General features: G+C 54.1%; 19 protein-coding genes. 12 read left to right on the top strand and 7 right to left on the bottom strand.

From position 1 onward, the window contains the following. Position 1 precedes the first annotated feature (1 nt). The 5 genes from purQ to IE105_RS12660 all read left to right on the top strand — a co-directional run bounded on the left by purQ (position 2) and on the right by IE105_RS12660 (position 4207). Positions 2-664 (top strand): phosphoribosylformylglycinamidine synthase subunit PurQ, encoded by a 663-nt coding sequence (purQ, locus tag IE105_RS12680; RefSeq protein ID WP_189499053.1) that lies wholly within the window; start codon positions 2-4, stop codon positions 662-664. After that, positions 664-2892 (top strand): phosphoribosylformylglycinamidine synthase subunit PurL, encoded by a 2229-nt coding sequence (gene purL, locus IE105_RS12675; RefSeq protein WP_189499051.1) that lies wholly within the window; start codon positions 664-666, stop codon positions 2890-2892. Before purQ ends, purL begins: the two co-directional genes overlap by 1 nt. After that, on the top strand, positions 2892-3131 hold the full coding sequence (locus tag IE105_RS12670; protein WP_189499049.1) for a BolA family protein: 240 nt from the start codon (positions 2892-2894) through the stop codon (positions 3129-3131). Before purL ends, IE105_RS12670 begins: the two co-directional genes overlap by 1 nt. A gap of 84 nt (positions 3132-3215) precedes the next feature. Next, the gene (gene grxD, locus IE105_RS12665) at positions 3216-3551 is read left to right on the top strand and encodes a Grx4 family monothiol glutaredoxin (protein WP_189499047.1); all 336 of its coding nucleotides are present in this window, start codon (positions 3216-3218) and stop codon (positions 3549-3551) included. 77 nt (positions 3552-3628) lie between these two features. Beyond that, a complete protein-coding gene (locus IE105_RS12660) occupies positions 3629-4207 on the top strand; it encodes a hypothetical protein (protein WP_189499046.1) in 579 nt (192 codons plus the stop codon). Positions 4208-4266: 59 nt separating this feature from the next. On the opposite strand, the gene rpsD is transcribed toward IE105_RS12660, so the two are convergent. Beyond that, positions 4267-4884 carry a 30S ribosomal protein S4 gene (gene rpsD, locus IE105_RS12655; RefSeq protein WP_189499044.1) on the bottom strand — a complete coding sequence of 206 codons (618 nt, stop codon included), beginning with the start codon at positions 4882-4884 and terminating at the stop codon, positions 4267-4269. A gap of 163 nt (positions 4885-5047) precedes the next feature. Between rpsD and rarD the strand changes: the two genes are divergently transcribed. Further along, the gene (gene rarD / locus IE105_RS12650; RefSeq protein WP_189499042.1) at positions 5048-5977 is read left to right on the top strand and encodes an EamA family transporter RarD; all 930 of its coding nucleotides are present in this window, start codon (positions 5048-5050) and stop codon (positions 5975-5977) included. Here rarD and IE105_RS12645 read toward each other — a convergent pair. The 3 genes from IE105_RS12645 to IE105_RS12635 all read right to left on the bottom strand — a co-directional run bounded on the left by IE105_RS12645 (position 5919) and on the right by IE105_RS12635 (position 8086). Beyond that, positions 5919-6179 carry a hypothetical protein gene (locus tag IE105_RS12645; protein WP_189499040.1) on the bottom strand — a complete coding sequence of 87 codons (261 nt, stop codon included), beginning with the start codon at positions 6177-6179 and terminating at the stop codon, positions 5919-5921. The genes rarD and IE105_RS12645 overlap by 59 nt on opposite strands. A gap of 112 nt (positions 6180-6291) precedes the next feature. Then, a complete protein-coding gene (locus IE105_RS12640; protein ID WP_189499038.1) occupies positions 6292-7278 on the bottom strand; it encodes a 2OG-Fe(II) oxygenase in 987 nt (328 codons plus the stop codon). Then, positions 7268-8086 (bottom strand): RNA methyltransferase, encoded by an 819-nt coding sequence (locus IE105_RS12635; RefSeq protein WP_189499037.1) that lies wholly within the window; start codon positions 8084-8086, stop codon positions 7268-7270. The genes IE105_RS12640 and IE105_RS12635 overlap by 11 nt, the downstream gene beginning before the upstream one ends. A gap of 94 nt (positions 8087-8180) precedes the next feature. Between IE105_RS12635 and IE105_RS12630 the strand changes: the two genes are divergently transcribed. The 6 genes from IE105_RS12630 to IE105_RS12605 all read left to right on the top strand — a co-directional run bounded on the left by IE105_RS12630 (position 8181) and on the right by IE105_RS12605 (position 11847). Further along, positions 8181-9392: an NADP-dependent isocitrate dehydrogenase gene (locus IE105_RS12630; protein ID WP_189499035.1), complete on the top strand. Its 1212-nt coding sequence runs from the start codon at positions 8181-8183 to the stop codon at positions 9390-9392. Positions 9393-9509: 117 nt separating this feature from the next. Continuing rightward, entirely contained in the window at positions 9510-9857 is a 348-nt protein-coding gene (locus IE105_RS12625; protein ID WP_189499033.1) for an ArsR/SmtB family transcription factor, read from the top strand. Next, positions 9847-10347: an SRPBCC family protein gene (locus tag IE105_RS12620; RefSeq protein ID WP_189499031.1), complete on the top strand. Its 501-nt coding sequence runs from the start codon at positions 9847-9849 to the stop codon at positions 10345-10347. The genes IE105_RS12625 and IE105_RS12620 overlap by 11 nt, the downstream gene beginning before the upstream one ends. Continuing rightward, positions 10344-10736 (top strand): VOC family protein, encoded by a 393-nt coding sequence (locus tag IE105_RS12615; RefSeq protein WP_189499029.1) that lies wholly within the window; start codon positions 10344-10346, stop codon positions 10734-10736. The genes IE105_RS12620 and IE105_RS12615 overlap by 4 nt, the downstream gene beginning before the upstream one ends. Positions 10737-10747: 11 nt before the next feature. Further along, positions 10748-11005 carry a hypothetical protein gene (locus tag IE105_RS12610; protein WP_233354144.1) on the top strand — a complete coding sequence of 86 codons (258 nt, stop codon included), beginning with the start codon at positions 10748-10750 and terminating at the stop codon, positions 11003-11005. Positions 11006-11049: 44 nt separating this feature from the next. Further along, positions 11050-11847 (top strand): MipA/OmpV family protein, encoded by a 798-nt coding sequence (locus IE105_RS12605; protein WP_189499028.1) that lies wholly within the window; start codon positions 11050-11052, stop codon positions 11845-11847. On the opposite strand, the gene IE105_RS12600 is transcribed toward IE105_RS12605, so the two are convergent. From IE105_RS12600 to IE105_RS12590, 3 genes are read right to left on the bottom strand one after another with little or no spacing between them, the layout of a single operon-like run. Beyond that, the gene (locus IE105_RS12600) at positions 11833-12663 is read right to left on the bottom strand and encodes a DUF817 domain-containing protein (protein ID WP_233354143.1); all 831 of its coding nucleotides are present in this window, start codon (positions 12661-12663) and stop codon (positions 11833-11835) included. The genes IE105_RS12605 and IE105_RS12600 overlap by 15 nt on opposite strands. 31 nt (positions 12664-12694) lie before the next feature. Continuing rightward, positions 12695-13954 carry a cell division protein FtsA gene (gene ftsA / locus IE105_RS12595; protein ID WP_189499025.1) on the bottom strand — a complete coding sequence of 420 codons (1260 nt, stop codon included), beginning with the start codon at positions 13952-13954 and terminating at the stop codon, positions 12695-12697. Continuing rightward, entirely contained in the window at positions 13951-14721 is a 771-nt protein-coding gene (locus tag IE105_RS12590) for a cell division protein FtsQ/DivIB (protein ID WP_189499023.1), read from the bottom strand. The genes ftsA and IE105_RS12590 overlap by 4 nt, the downstream gene beginning before the upstream one ends. Positions 14722-14750 lie beyond the last annotated feature (29 nt).

The raw sequence follows: 14750 nt of genomic DNA, 5'->3' as shown, positions 1-14750 counted from the left end.
CGTGCAAACCGCCGTCATCGTCTTCCCCGCATCCAATTGCGACCGTGACGCCGCCGTCGCGCTGGAAACCCACACGGGCAAAGCCCCGCATATGATCTGGCATAAGGACACATCCATTCCTGATGATGTACGTTTTGTTGTCGTTCCAGGCGGATTTTCTTATGGTGACTATCTGCGCTCCGGCGCCATCGCCGCGCAATCCCCCGTCATTAAAGACTTGAAGCAAAAAGCAGAGGCCGGCCTACCCGTCCTTGGCATTTGCAATGGTTTTCAAATCCTGACCGAGGCTGGAATGCTGCCCGGCGCTCTCATGCGCAATGCGGGTCAAAAATTTGTCTGCAAAATTAGTCGGCTTCGGCTTGCCAATGCGCAAACGCGTTTCACGAAACTCTATGACGCCAAACATGAAATCGACATCCCCGTCGCGCATCATGACGGGAATTATTTTGCAGATGACGATACACTTCGCCGGATTGAAGGCAGTGGTCAGGTCGTTTTTCGCTATGTTGACAACCCCAATGGCTCTCGCGGCGATATTGCTGGAATCATAAACCAAGCTGGGAATGTCCTCGGCATGATGCCGCACCCTGAACGCGCTATCGATCCGCTGCATGGTGGAACTGATGGCAGCAACATCTTCAAATCCATTCTCGGATCGCTGTAATGGCTGGCACATCTAAGTCTGACGACATCACTCTGGACGTCATTGCTGAACACGGCATTAGCGGTGCAGAATATAAGATTATTCTGGATCGGTTAGGGCGTGAGCCCAACCTGACAGAATTGGGTATTTTTTCGGTTATGTGGTCGGAACATTGCTCTTATAAATCGTCCCGTAGACATCTCGGAAAATTCCTGACGACAGGAAAACGCGTCATTCAAGGCCCTGGCGAAAATGCCGGCGTGATTGATATTGATGATGGCGATGCGATTATCTTCAAAATGGAGAGCCACAACCACCCGTCCTATATTGAGCCTTATCAAGGCGCAGCGACAGGCGTGGGCGGCATTATGCGCGACGTTTTCACGATGGGCGCGCGGCCGATTGCTTTGCTCAACGCGCTTCGTTTCGGTGAACCGGATCATCCTAAGACGAAGAGCCTCGTTGATGGCGTAATCGCGGGAATCGGCGGATACGGAAATTGCGTCGGTGTCCCAACAGTGGGCGGCGAAACCAATTTTCATGCCGGATATAATGGCAACATCCTGGTCAATGCGATGTGCGTTGGCTTGGCGCGCGCTGATAATGTCTTTTATTCTGCCGCCAAGGGCGTGGGCAATCCGATCTTCTACGTCGGGTCCAAAACAGGTCGCGACGGTATTCACGGCGCAACAATGGCGTCGGCTGAGTTTGATGATGATAGCGAAGAAAAACGCCCAACGGTTCAAGTTGGCGACCCCTTTACTGAAAAGTTGTTGATCGAAGCCTGTCTCGAATTAATGGCCACAGACGCCATTATCGCCATCCAAGATATGGGTGCGGCTGGCCTGACATCCTCCTCTATTGAGATGGCGGATAAAGGCGGCGTCGGAGTCGCGCTTAATCTCGATAAAGTCCCGCAGCGCGAGACCGGGATGACGGCCTATGAAATGATGCTGTCGGAGAGCCAAGAGCGGATGCTTATGGTTATTCAGCCGGGTAAAGAACAGCTGGCCTTTGATGTGTTTGAAAAATGGGGTCTGGATGTTGCCGAAATTGGCACGACCACGAAAACAGGTCGGCTCGTCCTCACGCATGGCGGCAAAACGGTCTGCGACATTCCGATTGCGCCGCTCGCCGATGACGCGCCGAACCTTAACCGTCCGCATACGCCGACGGCACCGCGCGACGTCATTGAGCCCAGCGATATTATTGAGCCCCAAGATTATAATGACGCACTAGTGCGCGTCATGACCGATCCTGACATGACGTCCAAACGCTGGATCTGGGAACAGTATGATCGCCACGTCATGGCGGACACGATGGATAGTAGCCAATCGGGTGGCGATGCCGCCATCATTCGCATTCACGGCACGAATAAAGCCATCGCGGTCACAACCGATTGCACCCCGCGCTATTGCTACGCCGACCCCTATGAGGGCGGAAAGCAAGTCGTGGCAGAAAGCTGGCGCAACCTGACAGCGGTTGGCGCAGACCCGATCGCGATCACCGATTGCCTTAATTTCGGCAACCCGGAACGGCCCGAAATTATGGGTCAATTTGTCGGCTGTATAGACGGCATGAACGAAGCCTGCCGCGCGTTTGAATACCCGGTCGTATCCGGCAATGTGTCGCTGTACAATGAGACGAATGGTGTCGCCATTCCGCCAACGCCTGCCGTTGGGGGTGTCGGCCTCATTCCGGATCTGTCGCTTATCAAAACCCTCAAAGGTGCCAAGGCTGGCGATACGCTCATCATGATTGGTGAGACAGACGGCTGGCTCGGCAGTTCCATCTATCTCCGCGCGCTCATGGGTCGCGAAGACGGCGCCCCGCCTCCAGTCGATCTGGCGGCAGAAAAGCGCAATGGCGATTATGTGCGGAAACTGATCCGCAACCGCCGCGTCAGTGCTGTGCATGATTTGTCGGATGGTGGTTTTGCTTCTGCTGCGTGTGAGATGGCTTTCTCTTCGGGTATTGGCGCAACGCTTTCCAATCCATCCGACCTCCCGGCGCACGCGTGGTACTTCGGGGAAGATCAAGGCCGTTACTTAATTGCGACGGATAAGAACTCGATCAACCCGATCCTCACAACGGCAAACGGCCTTGGCGTGAAAGCGCAAATCGTTGGCACAGTTGGCGGCGACCGCTTGACCGCGAAAGATGGGTTCGACGTGAGCCTGTCCGGTCTGAAGGACCGCTGGGAAAGCTGGATGCCCACGCTCATGAGCGGCGCGACGGAGACCGTCTAATGGCCATGGAGCAAGACGCGATCGTAGCTTTGCTACAAGCAGCCCTTCCAGATGCAAAAATCGAGATGATCGATCTTGCAGGTGACAATAACCACTGGAAAGCCATCATCGTGAGTGAACAGTTCCGTGGCAAGAGCCGTGTGGCGCAGCATCAGCTCGTTTACAAAGCGCTAAACGGAAAGATGGACGGCGCGAATGGAGAGCTCCATGCGCTCGCACTGGAAACACGCGCGCCATAAAATCTTTGCGTCCAATCCCATTATCACCCGTTGAACTCTGTCCCCCGCCTTCCTAGCTATGGCGTGATACAGCAGGAGAATTCCATGTCCGACAACCCCGCCCACGCACAGATTGCCAAAACCGTTAGCGAGAACGATATCGTTCTTTACATGAAGGGCACACCGACCTTCCCGCAATGCGGCTTTTCATCAACTGTCGTGCAAATGCTCGATTATTTGGGCGTTGATTACGCCTCTGTGAATGTGCTCGAAGACCCCGCTATCCGTCAGGGGATAAAGGACGTCAATAATTGGCCGACGATCCCACAGGTTTACGTCAAAGGTGAGTTTATTGGCGGCTGTGACATTGTCCGCGAGATGTTTGAGAGCGGCGAAATGCGCACCATGTTCGCCGAAAAAGGCATCGAGATGGCAGCCTAAGCCAAAGTCGCATAAACCGCATCGTAGCGGTTTATTTAGGGTTTCACCGTAGTCACGCGTTTTCCGTAGGAGAGCGCGTGCCATCATTTACCCGTGCCAGCTATTCCCGACAGTCCGTGGATGCCGAACAGCAAGCGGCCTCTCGTGGTGTCAGAGGATATGTCGCCAAGACGCCTATGGGCACTGGGCGCACACTCGGATCTGCGGCCTCCATCATCCTCGGTTTAACCCTCTGTTATGCAGGGCTTCATTACATCCCCACCTTGCTTCGCCCGACGCAAGTCATAGATTCCGTCCTGTATCCATTGAATAAAAGCCTCCTCGACATCGACCGTAACCGGTTGGAAGGGTTCGGGGTTTACGCGCAATCTTTTTTACTGAGACGAACCTATCTGCGCCCCGGACAGGGACTCACTGTTCATTATTCTGTGCCTGAGGGCACCATCTTGGACCTGCACATTAAACAGTGTCGCCGTATGTTTATTGGCGAAGTCTTCCACTGCACACCCGTATCCCAACAGACCGTCCGGATTGAAAACAAGACAAAAGGAACGCGAACGCTCAAATTTGCCGAACCGGGATTTTACCATTTTGATGAGACGGTAACACTCACCGCGCCAGACCAGCCATTCAAACTTGTCTGGGTCAGAAGTTAGACAAAAAAAAGCCCGCTTCGATGAAGCGGGCTTTTGTTTGCATCGAATGTCGCGCGAAATTAGCGCGAGTAGAATTCGATCACGAGGTTGGGTTCCATTTGAACCGCATAAGGCACTTCGTCGAAGCTTGGGATGCGCGTGAAGGTCGCCTTCATGCCTTTAACGTCAAGATCAACATATTCAGGAACTTCACGTTCAGCCATGTCGAGCGCTTCAAGAACCAAAGCCATTGTTTTTGACTTTTCGCGGACTTCAATCACGTCGCCTGGCTTGACGCGGTAAGACGGGATATTGACCTTCTTACCGTTAACCAGAACGTGGCCGTGGTTGACGAATTGGCGCGATGCGAAAACGGTCGGAACGAACTTAGCGCGGTAAACAACAGCATCAAGGCGCTGTTCTAGCAGACCGATCAGGTTCTCAGACGTATCGCCCTTCATCCGTGTCGCTTCTTCGAAAGTACGACGGAACTGTTTTTCTTGGATGTTGCCGTAATAGCCTTTGAGCTTCTGCTTGGCGCGAAGCTGCGTACCAAAATCGGACATTTTACCGCGACGACCGGCACCATGCTGACCGGGAGGGGTCGGGCGCTTGTTCACTGGAGACTTCGGACGGCCCCAGATGTTTTCGCCCATACGGCGATCAATTTTATATTTGGCTGAATGACGCTTTGACATAGTCGCGCCCTTTCTATTTCTTCGCGGGCCGGCTCCTTCAAATTAAGGAGCGATTACAACGGCGGCAACGCAAATATCCCGTAGATGATGGCGGCGACATACTGCACCGCAATGTGAAGTCAACAGACCATGACAGACCGCGTAGAGAGTGTATGGCGCGGGAATGAACCGCCCGCAAGAAATCGATTCCCGCGCAGGACTATTCTCAGGTCTCGCCGCCTACTCCATGTGGGGCCTATTCCCGATCTATTTCGTTGCGACACGCGCGGTCCCTGCCCCTGAACTCCTGGCGCACCGCATTCTCTGGTCCCTGCCCTTTGGTTTGTTGATCCTGATCTTTCGCAAACAAATCGGCGATACATGGAAGGCCATTCGCAAACCCCGGACGCTCGCTTTGCTTGCCTTGGCCTCGATCAGCCTCGCAGCGAATTGGGGCGTCTATATTTATGCGATCCAGATTGAGCAAATATTTCAAGGCAGCCTCGGCTATTATATCAATCCGTTGATTTACGTTCTCGTGGCCGTTCTTTTCTTCGGGGAGCGACTGTCGAAACTGCAAGGATTCGCCATCCTACTGGCGTGCATGGGGGTGCTCGCGCTGACGATCTATGGCGGACAGTTCCCGGTCATATCGCTGTTCTTGGCGTGCTCGTTCACCATTTATGGCGTGTTGCGTAAACTGATCGATGTCGGCGCGATGCCGGGATTATTCATAGAAGTGCTCGTGCTGATCTTGCCTGCTGCTCTCTATATTGCGTGGCTGAACCAATCAGGATCACTCGTGTTTGGCACGGATACAACATTGAACTGGCTGATGGTCGCATCCGGCCCGATCACCGTTCTGCCTCTACTGGCCTTTGCCTTCGCAGCGCGGCGCATCCGCCTGTCCACATTGGGTGTCCTACAATTCGTCGGTCCAACGATGCAGTTTCTCTGTGGTATCTATTTTGGCGAAACGTTCACGGCGGCGCATGCCATCTGCTTCACGCTGATCTGGCTCGGCGTAGCGGTCTTTGCCTTCGATGGGTGGCGTTCTAGCCGGCCATCATACGCATTACGAACAGGCCCAGCGCAAACACGACAAAATGAATAAGCGTCTGTTGAACGATGAGGAAAAATCCGTCTAGCACCATGTTGCGATCCGGCGCCTGCGGCTGAGTTCGCAGTTGATGACGCCGTTTCGGGAACAAGAGGACTGCCGATACCACCGCCACAATAAAGACTACCCCGAATGGGTAGGCGAGATAGCCCAACACAAAACTAATGAGCAGGGTCAGGTAAGGTAGAAAGCGCATGGCGCGCGTCTAGAACAAACTCTCAGAGGCATGCAACTGCCAAGGTCGTTAAAATGCTCCCAGCCGCCGGCGATCGCCGGTAAGAGGAAAGAGCGACGCTAAACACAACACGTCAGATCGGCATGGGGCCACTGCGTATCCATTGAGAAAACAGCCACTTTTCACCTCTGGTCGGCGGCAGACCCGCATGTAACGTTTGTGGATCAGGCTGTCCCTGCTCATCAATATTCGCGAAAACGAGCGCACCGCCCTTTTCGCAGCGAAACTTTTGACCCAATTTCGGAAACTCCGTTTCGGCCCCATCGAAATCATCGTTCAAATAGATCAAACAGGTCGCAAGACGCTGCCCAAACTGGCGCATATCGGCGATTTGAGCCGGCTTCGTAGGATCTAGATAATCGTAATGTGGTTTGAACTCCTGACCAGGTTCGTAATGAAGCACCATCGACTTCTCCATCGCGAAAATTGGGACGCTGGCTAGCTTTGCCACACGCGATTGTATGAGAATCAGAACTAGGTCTAATTCCATCAAGGAAAAATTGGTCGAGGAGTTGGTTCTGTCTTGGGTTTCTTTGCCTCTAACATCAGTGCTATCGTAAATCCGCGCGCGCGATACACGAGGACGCGCCCGTTCAATCATCCAATCGCAAAAACTGTGGGGCAGAAATTCATCAAACTGACGAATTCGCGGAGATTCACAAAGGCTCCGTCGTTCTGGGATGTTCAGAAGCTTTTCTATGTCGATGGCATCACGTACTTCGCGCCAATCCGATTTATCAAAAGCCTGTGGGTTTTCTGGACTAGCGAATAGTTTGAGCTGCCCGACGGCTGGCGCCCAATTCATAGATGCGGCGTGGGCCAAATAATCCAACGCCATGTTCCAGTCTTGCTGACCGGCCATCCCGGACGCCAGCATAATAGCAATGAACTCCGCAGCCTCACCATTTCCAGCCTGCGCTGCTTTTTGAAGGAGAAGCTGACCCTTTTGTCCGGACTCTGCCGTTTTAGATTCAGAGATTAGGTGCTTGCCATATTTGGCCATCGCATTGGCATCACCCGTGTCTGCGGCAGACTGAAGCGCCTTCAAATCACTTGTCATTATTTTTTCCTGACTTGAGGCTGTGGCCCCGTCCCTTGGACAAAGCCTTGACGATACCCCGGAAGGTTCGCACTTCCTGCTTGGTCATTTGCGCGCGCGTCAAAGGCGCCCGGATGTTGTGGCGCATAAGCTCTTTCTTCACCACGGGATAAAAGAATCCTGCGTCCTCCAACTCTGTTTCCAAATGATCGAACAAACGCACGAGGTCTTCACGCGGGGCAACCGCTGACAGCGCATCATTAAATGTATCTGGAACGCCCTCGCCCGCCGCATAGAGAAAGGCAAAGACATTGACGGCCTGCGCCAGATTGAGCGACTGAAAGGCGGGATTCACGGGATAGGTCAGGATCGCGTCGGACAAGGCCACATCCGCATTCGATAATCCCGCATTTTCTGGGCCGAACAAAATTCCGGTGCGTGTGCCCTTAGCTTCCATCGCCCGCACCTTAGAGCCGACCCCCTCCACACCAATCACAGGCAGCTCAATTCCGCGCCGCCGCGCGGTCGCGGACATCACATAATGGAGGTCGGCGATCGCCTCTTCCGTCGTGTCGAACAGGCGCGCGCTCTCCAGCACCGACAGCGCTCCTGCCGCCAAAGTCACCGCGGCCGGATTGGGCCACCCATCGCGCGGCACGACAAGGCGCAAATCGGTCAGACCGAAATTCAACATCGACCGCGCCGCCGAGCCGATATTCTCGCCCAATTGCGGATTGACGAGGATGACCGCCGGAACGGACACGTCTTTGATACCGACGGCACGACCTAATTGGTCATGCACTTCTTTGCCGGGCTTATTGGCTCCCATGTGATCGCTCCGGATAGGACTTTAACTTACGGGCCGCTTTGCTATAGGCGGGCTCATAATTCCAAGACTTTTCAGACTTTGCACAGAGGACCTCATGGCAAAAATTAAGGTGAACAACCCCGTCGTTAATATGAACGGCGACGAGATGACACGTATTATCTGGGATATGATCATTGAACGACTGATCGAACCCTACCTCGACATTGACCTGCTGGACTATGATCTGTCGATCCAAGCCCGCGATGCGACAGATGATCAAATCACAGTCGATGCCGCGAATGCGATCAAGAAATATAACGTCGGCATCAAATGCGCGACCATCACCCCTGATGAGCAGCGCGTTGAAGAGTTCGACCTCAAGAAAATGTGGCGCTCGCCTAACGGCACGATCCGCAACATCCTCGGCGGCGTTGTGTTTCGGGAGCCCATTATCTGTTCCAACATTCCGCGTCTTGTTCCCGGTTGGACAAAACCCATCGTTATCGGTCGTCACGCCTTTGGTGACCAATATAAAGCGACTGATTTCGTTGTCCCCGGCCCCGGCACGGCGACGATGCGTTTCGAAGGCACAGACGGCGAAGTGATTGAGCGTAAGATTTTCGACTTCCCCGGCGGCGGTGTCCTGATGGGCATGTATAACCTGGATGACTCCATTCGTGATTTTGCGCGGGCTTGTATGAACTATGGCGTTCAACGCCGCTGGCCTGTTTACCTGTCGACGAAGAATACAATCCTGAAAGCCTATGATGGTCGCTTCAAGGACATCTTCCAAGAAGTCTACGATGCTGAGTTCGCTGAGAAGTTCGCTGAATTTGGCGGCGAATATCAGCACCGTCTGATCGATGATATGGTCGCAGCCGCGATGAAGTGGTCCGGTGGCTATATCTGGGCGTGTAAGAACTATGATGGCGATGTGCAGTCCGACACTGTCGCACAGGGCTTTGGTTCACTCGGCCTGATGACATCCTTCTTGCTCACACCAGACGGCAAGACAATGGAAGCCGAAGCGGCGCACGGCACAGTGACCCGTCACTACCGTAACCACCAGAAAGGCGAAGCCACATCGACAAACTCGACGGCCTCAATCTTTGCTTGGACACGGGGCCTGGCGCACCGCGGTAAGCTTGATGACAACGAAGCCCTCGTGAAATTCGCGAACACCCTTGAGAAGACCGTCATCGAAACCGTTGAAAACGGTCAGATGACGAAAGACCTCGCGCTCCTCGTTGGTGACAAGCAAGGCTGGCTGACAACAACCGGCTATATTGAAGCGATTGACGAGAACTTCCAGAAAAAGATGGCGTAAACTGACCGACTTTCTTGCTGACAATATCCCGCCTCGGATCATCATCCGAGGCGGGTTTTTTTATGGGTTTACGGAAGACCTTGACGGGCAACCATTTAGTTGCCTATTAATACGCCTATGAGTGATGTCTTTAAAGCCATGGCGGATGAAACGCGGCGCAGCTTGCTCGATCAGCTTTTTGATAACAATGGCCAGACATTAGGGCAGCTAACCCAATCACTCGATATGTCGCGCCAAGCTGTGACGAAGCATCTGAAAATTCTTGAGGCCGCCAACTTGGTGTCGATTCATTGGCAAGGGCGCGAGAAACTGCATTTCCTCAACCCTGTCCCCCTCGCCGAGATCGTCCACCGCTGGGTCGGCCGTTTCGAAGAAGCGCAACTTGATATGCTAGTCGAGTTGAAAGCCCAATCTGAATCGAAAGATCAATCCGAAAACAGGAAGAAAAAACAACATGGCCTATGATGACACACCCAATGGGGACGCGCCCGATTTCGTCTACACACTCTATATCGCTGCTAGAGCCGAGACCGTTTGGAATGGGCTGATCCAGAAAGAACTCACCGAAAAATACTGGGGTCATCACAATAAGTCAGATTGGACGGTTGGATCTATATGGCAGCATCAACGCGCCGATGACAGCAACATCGTCGATGTACATGGACAGGTGCTTGAGTCCGATCCGCCACACAAACTTGTTGTCACATGGAACGGGGCAGACGGCAGTAAAATGGAAGAACCAACCCCGTCTGTCGTCACTTACGAGTTGCTTGCGCTTGGGCCGGACACGAAACTCACTGTGACCCATAGCAAACTCAACATAGACTCCGTTATGCATAAAGGCGTCACCCAAGGCTGGCCGGCTGTTCTGTCTAACCTGAAATCCTTGCTGGAAACGGGGAAACCTCTCTCAGATGACCAATGGGACAATAGCAAACAGGAGCTCACCACATGAACGGCCTACGACTCAACCAAGTCACGCTCGGCGCCATAGATATGGCGGAGAGCATTTCGTTTTATCAACGCCTCGGCCTGACGTTGATCGTCGATAGTGCGCCGCGGTATGTCCGGTTCGAATTTCCTAACCCCCCGGATGGCGGAGAACCTGCGACACTGTCACTGCACGCTGTTGAGGACGGATGGACCGCCGCCGACGGGCCGCTCATCTATTTTGAACTAGATGATTTGGACGCGTATTTAAAAGCGACCGATCTCACGCCGCTTTCGCCGCCTGAAATGAAGTCTTATGCGTGGGAAGAAGCGGATATCCTTGATCCCGCTGGCAATCGCATCCGACTGTTTAAAGCCGGACGTGCACGTCGATTCCCAGACTGGCGCATTTAAGTGGACGCGTTTTGTCCGCGTGGGACGCCCTTCCCCTCGGTAACTTTGACGGCGTCTATGAAGGGCAGCGCTACGGTGTCACCCGCACAGAACGCGCTGACGGACGTCAAGCTTGGCTCTGGGCAGAAGCGCTTGGCGGCACGGATCGGATCAGCGGCAATCTCTACCGCTTGAAATCTGGCGCGCAGCTAAAACCCTGCGAGATGTCTGACGAAAAAGTCATGTCTTTTGTTGTGAAGGTGAAACCCATTAGCGCGTCTAAATCGTAATATAGACGAAACAGCCCTCGCGCTGACTTATGGTTGGACCCTCAATGCGCTTTATCACAGCCCTATTCTTAACTGCAGTGGCATTTCCAAGCGCCGCCTTCGCAAGCGACGACCGCAACATCCGGATCGGCGGAACGCTGCTGTATACGCCTGAATATGCAGGTTCTGCTGATTATGATCTTCGCGTCCTCCCCCTGATTAGCTTTGACGATATTGCCGGGTTCGAATTATCCGGTCTGTCGCTGGCCTATCCTGTCATCGACATTGGTACAGGCCAAGGACCGGGCAACTGGTCACTCAAAGCCGGTCCGCGAGCCGCCTTTGATTTCGGACGCGACAGTGCGGATAGTCCAACCCTAACAGGGTTTGAGGACATTAGCGCGAGTTTGCTGGCGGGAGGCTTTTTACGCGCGACCTACGGCGTCCTTGGCCTTCGTATTGATGCCGGGCAGGACGTCATTGATGGCCACGACGGGTTTAATGCGGACATTTCTCTCGGCACTTACATTCCCGCAGGCCTCCTCGTCGACAAACTCGCCATTCAACCGGCCCTCACCTTAAGCTGGGCAGATGAACGCTACACGCAGACAATCTACGGCGTCACAGCGCAGCAAGCCGCCGCCTCTGGTCTACCGCAATATGACCTTGGCAATGGTTTTCACCGCGCATCGGTGAGCTTGCTCGGCTGGTATGAATTGGACGACCGCTGGCAGCTCAACGGCATCGTGTCTTACCGCGAATATATTGGTGATTATCGCGAGAGCCCGATCTTACAAGCGCCCGACGGGACGACATCAGACGTCTTTATGTTGCTCGGGATTTCACGTTCATTCGGGCTTTGACCGAAACTGAACAGCCGCAACTAGAACGAAGCTGATAATCATCAGCAAGAACCATGATCCAAACTTTTCAAAGCTGACAAGATGCCAGCCTGTTTCTTGGCTTGGGCACGTCCAAGCGCGGGCAAATGTCGCGATGTTTTCAGCAAACCAGATGAACAGCGCAACCAGCAACAATCCCAGCAGTAGCGGCATCCATCGATACGTAAAATCCGGACGAAACCGGATGATTGATGGTCCATAAAGGAGAGCCGCAATCCCGAAGAGCAGAATGCGGACATCCATAAAATAATGGTGCGTGAAAAAATTTACGTAAATCGCGACGGCCAACCATGCCTGCGCCCACAGCGGTGGAAATCGGATGAATTGGAAATCGAACAACCGCCAGACCCGGGCAATATAACTCCCGACGCAGGCATACATAAAGCCCGTAAACAGAGGGACCTCCATAATCCGCAACATCGCGGGTTCTGGATAGGTCCAACTTCCCACCTGCGTCTTAAACAGTTCCATAACCGTCCCTACCGCATGGAAAATAAATATAACTTTGGCTTCGTCCCAAGTTTCCAACCGGAACAGAAGCATCCCTAATTGGATTAAAACCGCAACAATCGTGATGAAGTCATAGCGCGCAAGGGCGGCGGTCTCAGGATAGAACAGATACGTTCCAAGCAGTAAGCCCAGCATCAACCCGCCAAAGAGGCAGGCCCAGGCCTGTTTGACGCCGAAACTAACAAATTCAAAGAATGCCCGCGTATAAGGCCCCCGCACAAAGCGGTGTCGCCAGTCGTCTCGTTTGTCCTGCAGCCAAAGGATCAACGGCAGCTCTGTGTCGTTTGGTTGAGTCAGATTAGAAATTTTCCCGCAACCATTGCACTGATCGCATCAAGGCGTTCCCGGTGTATCGGGAGTTTTGGTAGCGACGGCCAGACAAGTCAGGGGGGCCGGAAACCGCCTCTCCCGTCTGTTCAAACGCGTGCCGGAGCAATCCTGCGGCCACGGCGAAATCCGGTCCGTCTTGTGCGTCTGACAAGCCAAAGACACCGTGGGGTGAGCCGATCCGTACACTTTTATTAAACACCAGTTCCGTCAGTTCCCGCAGACCCGAAAGTTGCGCGGCACCGCCCGTCAGAACGATCTGACGACCCGAGTAAATATCAAGACCCGCATCAATGAGCCGATTTTGGACGAGTTTCATTGTCTCTTCGGTTCGTGCGCGAATGATTGATGTGAGGCGTGATCGCGGTGCATGTTGCAGCTCATCCATCGCGCCAACAGGCGGGCAAGGAATTTGTTCAAACTCATCGCGCGCGCCGTGGAGCGCAGATCCATAAAAGAGTTTGATCCGTTCCGCCGCTTCCAACGGTGTGTTCAACCCGTGCGCAATGTCTGCCGTAACGTTGCGGCCACCGACACCCAGCGCATCGACATGGATGAGCGTATTATCGCGAAAGACAGCCACCGTTGTCAGGCCTGCGCCCAAATCAATCAGCGTCACACCCAAATCCCGCTCATCTTCTGTGAGAACGGACTGCGCCGCCGCATAGGGACTCACCGCAACACTACGCAGGCTGAGATGGCAGCGCTCGATACAATGGGCGAGATTTCGCAAAGGGCCGATCCCAGCGGTCACGAAATGCATGTCCACACCAAGGCGCTGTCCGAACATACCGCGCGGATCGCGAATACCCGTTTCGCCGTCCACTTCCCAATCACGCGGAATCGCGTGCAGGATCGCATAATCAGGCTCAGAAAGTTCTGACAAGGACGAGCCAATGACACGTTTTAAATCCCGGTCTGCAATGGCCCCGGAGGCAAATTCAGTTTGAACGCGCAAATGCCGCGAAGATAAAGATCGGAGGCCGACATTCACGATAACACCGTGAACCGACACGCCTGCCGCACGCTCAGCTTTTTCGACGGCTTGGCGAATACCTTGTTCGGCCGCATCAAGATCAACAACAGCGCCCCCTTTGACGCCCCGGCTCACGGCGGTCCCGCTCCCGAGTAAACGGACGCCCAACGCAGGGTCACGCCGACCAATCAGGCAGACGACTTTGCTCGACCCGATGTCGATAACGCAAACCGTGTCGGAGCTACGCGCGTTCACGCGTCAATCGGATATGCAGGGGTGAGCGTCATTCGATCCGCCAGACGCAAATCGACGATCGCATAACGCGTGGTTGTGTGAGTCTTGAGGGCTACAAAACGGCGCAATGCCGCGTCCAAGTCCGTCAGAGGCAGACGTAAGACACGGCCATCCCGGAACGTCACATCCCATCGTCCCGATGGATAACGCGTCAGAACATCCGTATCCGCCCAGACGGCCGGGTGATGTTGCAAGGTCTCGCTGATCGATTGCGCATGCTGCGCCGCATCGTCGCCGATAAAGAGGCGTAAATCCGACGGAAGGTCACCGGCTTCAGGATCGTAGGGGGCGATGATTTCACCGTCATAGGCTGTTAGGTGGAGCTGGCCATCTTTTTGATAGAGCGCGTAAGGCGCCGTTTCGACCAGCTGCACAACAATGCGGTTGGGCCAAAGGCGTCGAACGACGGCCCGGTCAACCCACGGCAAGCTCTCTGTATTGCTCTGAGCGCGGCGTAAATCTGCGCCAAAGAAGTAATCCCCTTCATAAATCCCGACGGCCGCGCGCACATCCGCTTCGTTCAACCGTCCCTCGCCCGTCACATCAATCCGTTCGACCGTGAATCCCATGGCCATCAATTGGTTGCGTTTAAAAGCGTCGACATTGTCACGCACGACAGACAGATGACCGCCAAGCCATAGCGCGACGAAAGCCAAGGCGAAAAATACGAACAGAACAGAAGCACTAAAGCGCAGCATGGATGAGCGCGACAGTGTGGCCGCACGCATGCCGGCGTGTACGCGAGATTGGACCAAGC

It is taken from the genome of Algimonas arctica (assembly GCF_014652695.1).
GTDB lineage: Bacteria > Pseudomonadota > Alphaproteobacteria > Caulobacterales > Maricaulaceae > Litorimonas > Litorimonas arctica.
The sequence above is the reverse complement of the archived record's forward strand: the minus strand, read 5'-3'. Positions and strand labels throughout refer to the sequence as shown.